The organism is Bacteroidota bacterium (genome assembly GCA_018831055.1).
Lineage (GTDB): Bacteria > Bacteroidota > Bacteroidia > Bacteroidales > B18-G4 > M55B132.
The window spans coordinates 1-3,201 of record JAHJRE010000217.1; the positions used below are offsets into that span (position 1 = coordinate 1).

At 44.3% G+C, this 3,201-nt stretch carries 3 protein-coding genes; 1 reads left to right on the top strand and 2 read right to left on the bottom strand.

Annotated features, from left to right (window positions below; genetic code table 11):
• The coding region (locus KKA81_14275; protein MBU2652092.1) for a T9SS type A sorting domain-containing protein at positions 1-411 on the top strand (411 nt) is incomplete at its 5' end.
• Positions 412-429: 18 nt separating this feature from the next.
• Here KKA81_14275 and KKA81_14280 read toward each other — a convergent pair.
• On the bottom strand, positions 430-906 hold the full coding sequence (locus tag KKA81_14280; protein ID MBU2652093.1) for a hypothetical protein: 477 nt from the start codon (positions 904-906) through the stop codon (positions 430-432).
• A gap of 76 nt (positions 907-982) precedes the next feature.
• Positions 983-3,201 (bottom strand): aryl-sulfate sulfotransferase (locus tag KKA81_14285; GenBank protein ID MBU2652094.1); only part of this gene is annotated, 2,219 nt, incomplete at its 5' end.

Consider the following 3,201-nt stretch of genomic DNA (forward strand, 5'->3'; position numbering starts at 1 on the left):
CCCGGTGGAGGGTATTCCTTTGTTACTACGATCGATAACAGCTACAAAATGTTTGTTTATGACTATGATTATTCTGTTTCACCCTATACCGTCTCAACCCGGATTTATCATTTACCGGGTATAATCTCAGACATTTCTTCACCCGCGGCCCCACTAAATGAAATGTCAGGAATGGCCTTTCCTAACCCTTCCTCGTCATCAGTGACCATACCTTACGAGATTTCGGATTTTGATGGCAGTGCAAAATTGATTGTAAGTGACGTGTCAGGAAAAGAAAGAAGAAATATACTGCTGAATTCGGCAGCCGGACAGGTTGTTGTTTCAGGAGGGGATCTTCATCCTGGTATTTACTTTTATCGCATCAACAGTAAGGGTGAATTGGGGCAAGCCCGTAAGTTTATTATACAATAGGGCTTTATTCTACCGGTTTTAAAAGGGTAATCCCAGGTGTATTCCAACCATAAAGTGTTCTTCCCCGCCTGCGCGGGAGTATTCTATCATTGGTCCGAGATGTATCCGGCCTGTTTCAAACTCGTAGCCTGATTCCAGGTGATACGACATCAGATACACATTGTTTTCCTGGATAAAAGTGATACCTGGCCCGGCCGAAATCCATAGCTGATGAACAGGCCTCCAGGTGATATTGAAGGACGCATCGTAATGCATGTGCTCGTCGATAATAGCTTCCAGGCCGGGTCCTATTCCGAATTTTTCCAGAACTCCTGAAAACATAAAGGTATAATGAAGGTGCAAACCCAATGCTACATTAGCCTCTTCCTGGTGAAAAACAGCACCGGCCGCCCCGCCAAATTCATTCCGGTATTCCTTGTGGTCGTGCTGACCCATAAGTACCGCATTAATACCGAAGAATAGTAAAAATATACTAACCCTTATTTTGACATTCATATGTAGTCCACGATTTTTGCAATAATAGGAATATTCCGTAAATGATAGAAAGTATTATTGCTATGAAGCCAAAGTCTTAATATCCTGCTTTTATTATCTTATGTATAGATAAAACTCTACTATTTCCCGAAAAGATAGTCAGATAATAAATTCCTGGTTTCCAGGATGAGGTGTTAATATTTAATTGTCGGCCGGCATTTGCCATTTCTGAAATAAACTTTCCGTCAGCATCATAAGCTTTGATGTAAAAACCCTCTTCATCCGTTGAAACCAGCAAGTTGTTTTTGAAAGGATTTGGAGATATCGTGGTTCCTCCTTCATTTGCAGGATTAGAGATCGCGGTATGAAGGCCGGTTGTGAAATAGCAATTTTCCGGTGTTTCAATGACATTCCCATCATAATCTTCCACTGTTGATGGAAGCAACTCCACGAAATACAATTGCTCTTCCTTGAGTATTTCCGTTGGGAAAAGAGTAATAATGGTCTTACTGGTGTTAATAATTCCGGTAAAACCGACAGCTGCCCCGAGGTCATCATTTTCTTTGAACATGATTAATTCAGGTATATCAGGATTTGTGATCACTTCTCCATTTTCCTTCCTGACAGGTTCGCTGAAAAGTAGCCTGATCTCTGAGGAGGGATCAATATTCACCTCGTCCCTTTCCGGATCAAACAAAACATAAGGGAAAGTAAAATCCAGGAAGCCTGTAAGCTCAATCTGCCTTGCGATCCTTTGGGAATTGTTTTCGTTGTCGCTGTTCAGGGTTAAAATATCGCTATACTCTCCTTCCTGTTGCGGCAGAAAGCAAATGACCATTTCGGCTTTCCCATTTCCCGGAATGGATAAGGGCAGGGAATCGCTGACATAAAAGTTATCGGTCATCGTATAAAAACTGGTGATGGAAAGGGGTTCGGCTTTGGTGTTGGTGAGCATTATTTTATACCATTTTGGGTCGTCCATGCCTCCGAAGTTACCGAAATCAAAATACTCCATTGTACGGAAACGATTGGTCTTCCAGGGGGTTTTAACTGCCCGGTAATGACCTATGTTGTCAGGTAGTATGATCTCCATGGCAAGACTGTTTTCGGATGTGACTTCCGTGACGGCCTCGATATAATGCGTTCCCCAGCCAATCAGGGTGTTACCGTTGGCTAGTCGCCTGGTGCTTCCCGTGGCAGGCGCGTAAATATCCGGGTCATGTTCATAGCTCCACATAAGGGTGGCAATCATGTTGTCCTCGTTGATGTTGTACTCCAGGGCCCTGGATACCGGTGGCATATGAAGGTTCCCGTTATCGTAAACAGTATAGTTGCCGTTTTCCAGCCTCCGGAAATCATGCTGATGCGAAAAACCCATTAAGTCGCCGGTAATGGTGAACATGTTGTTCTCCGCATTTCTCCCGAAACGCCAGATTATATCTCCCGATGGGTATGCAATCTTGGTGATCTCATCCATATTCCTGGATGAAAGCAACAAGTTGTTATCGTAGTCTAACTCCAGTGAGTTGCCATGACAGTAATCGATGGTTGCCGCCAGAAGATTGACATCCCAGGTAGCATCAGTAATTTCGAAATGATCCCAGCTTCGCCACTGGAAATATACATTCGCATTCCTGTCCACTTCCTGGATGACCAGGCCGGTGACAATAGCCTCCGGATTGCCACCTGGCACGATCTGGCTCATATCCACCACCTGCGGGTCGTATGACATCAACAGGTAATGACTGTTGGGCAGCAACAGGATGTCGTGAACATCAACATCATAACCATTTCCCATCGTGAGAGAATCCAGGATGACGAAGGAACTGTCCATGAGGTAATACTTCTGCAGGTGTGGCTGGGAAGAGTGGCTGGGGCAATAAGTGAGCGTTCCGTCAGGAAGCATGTGAAAATTCATCCAGGCCTGGGGTGTTTTTTTGTAGTAAACCGGTGTCCCGTATTTGTCCCAAATGGTAATATACCTTCCCAGGAAGGGATTAATACGGTTCGAAAGATTAATGAATATCTCGTCATTATCCAGGTTATTACTGTAAATATTTACTGTTGGAGCAGGGTAATCGGGCGGGAGGTTGTTGCTGCGCGAACCGCTCTGCCAAAACGGATCGGATGCTTTGTTTACAGGATCTTCATTTGTTTCCCGGTTCAGGGGATATTCGTATTCGTAAACAGGAATAGGTGCTTCCCTTTCCTTGATCCTGAAAGTAAAGTCAAAAGTCCCTGAATGACTGCCATCCTTGAAGAACAGCGGTCTTATGATGCTTACCCTGACTTCTTCTCCTAAGCTAAACGGGTATA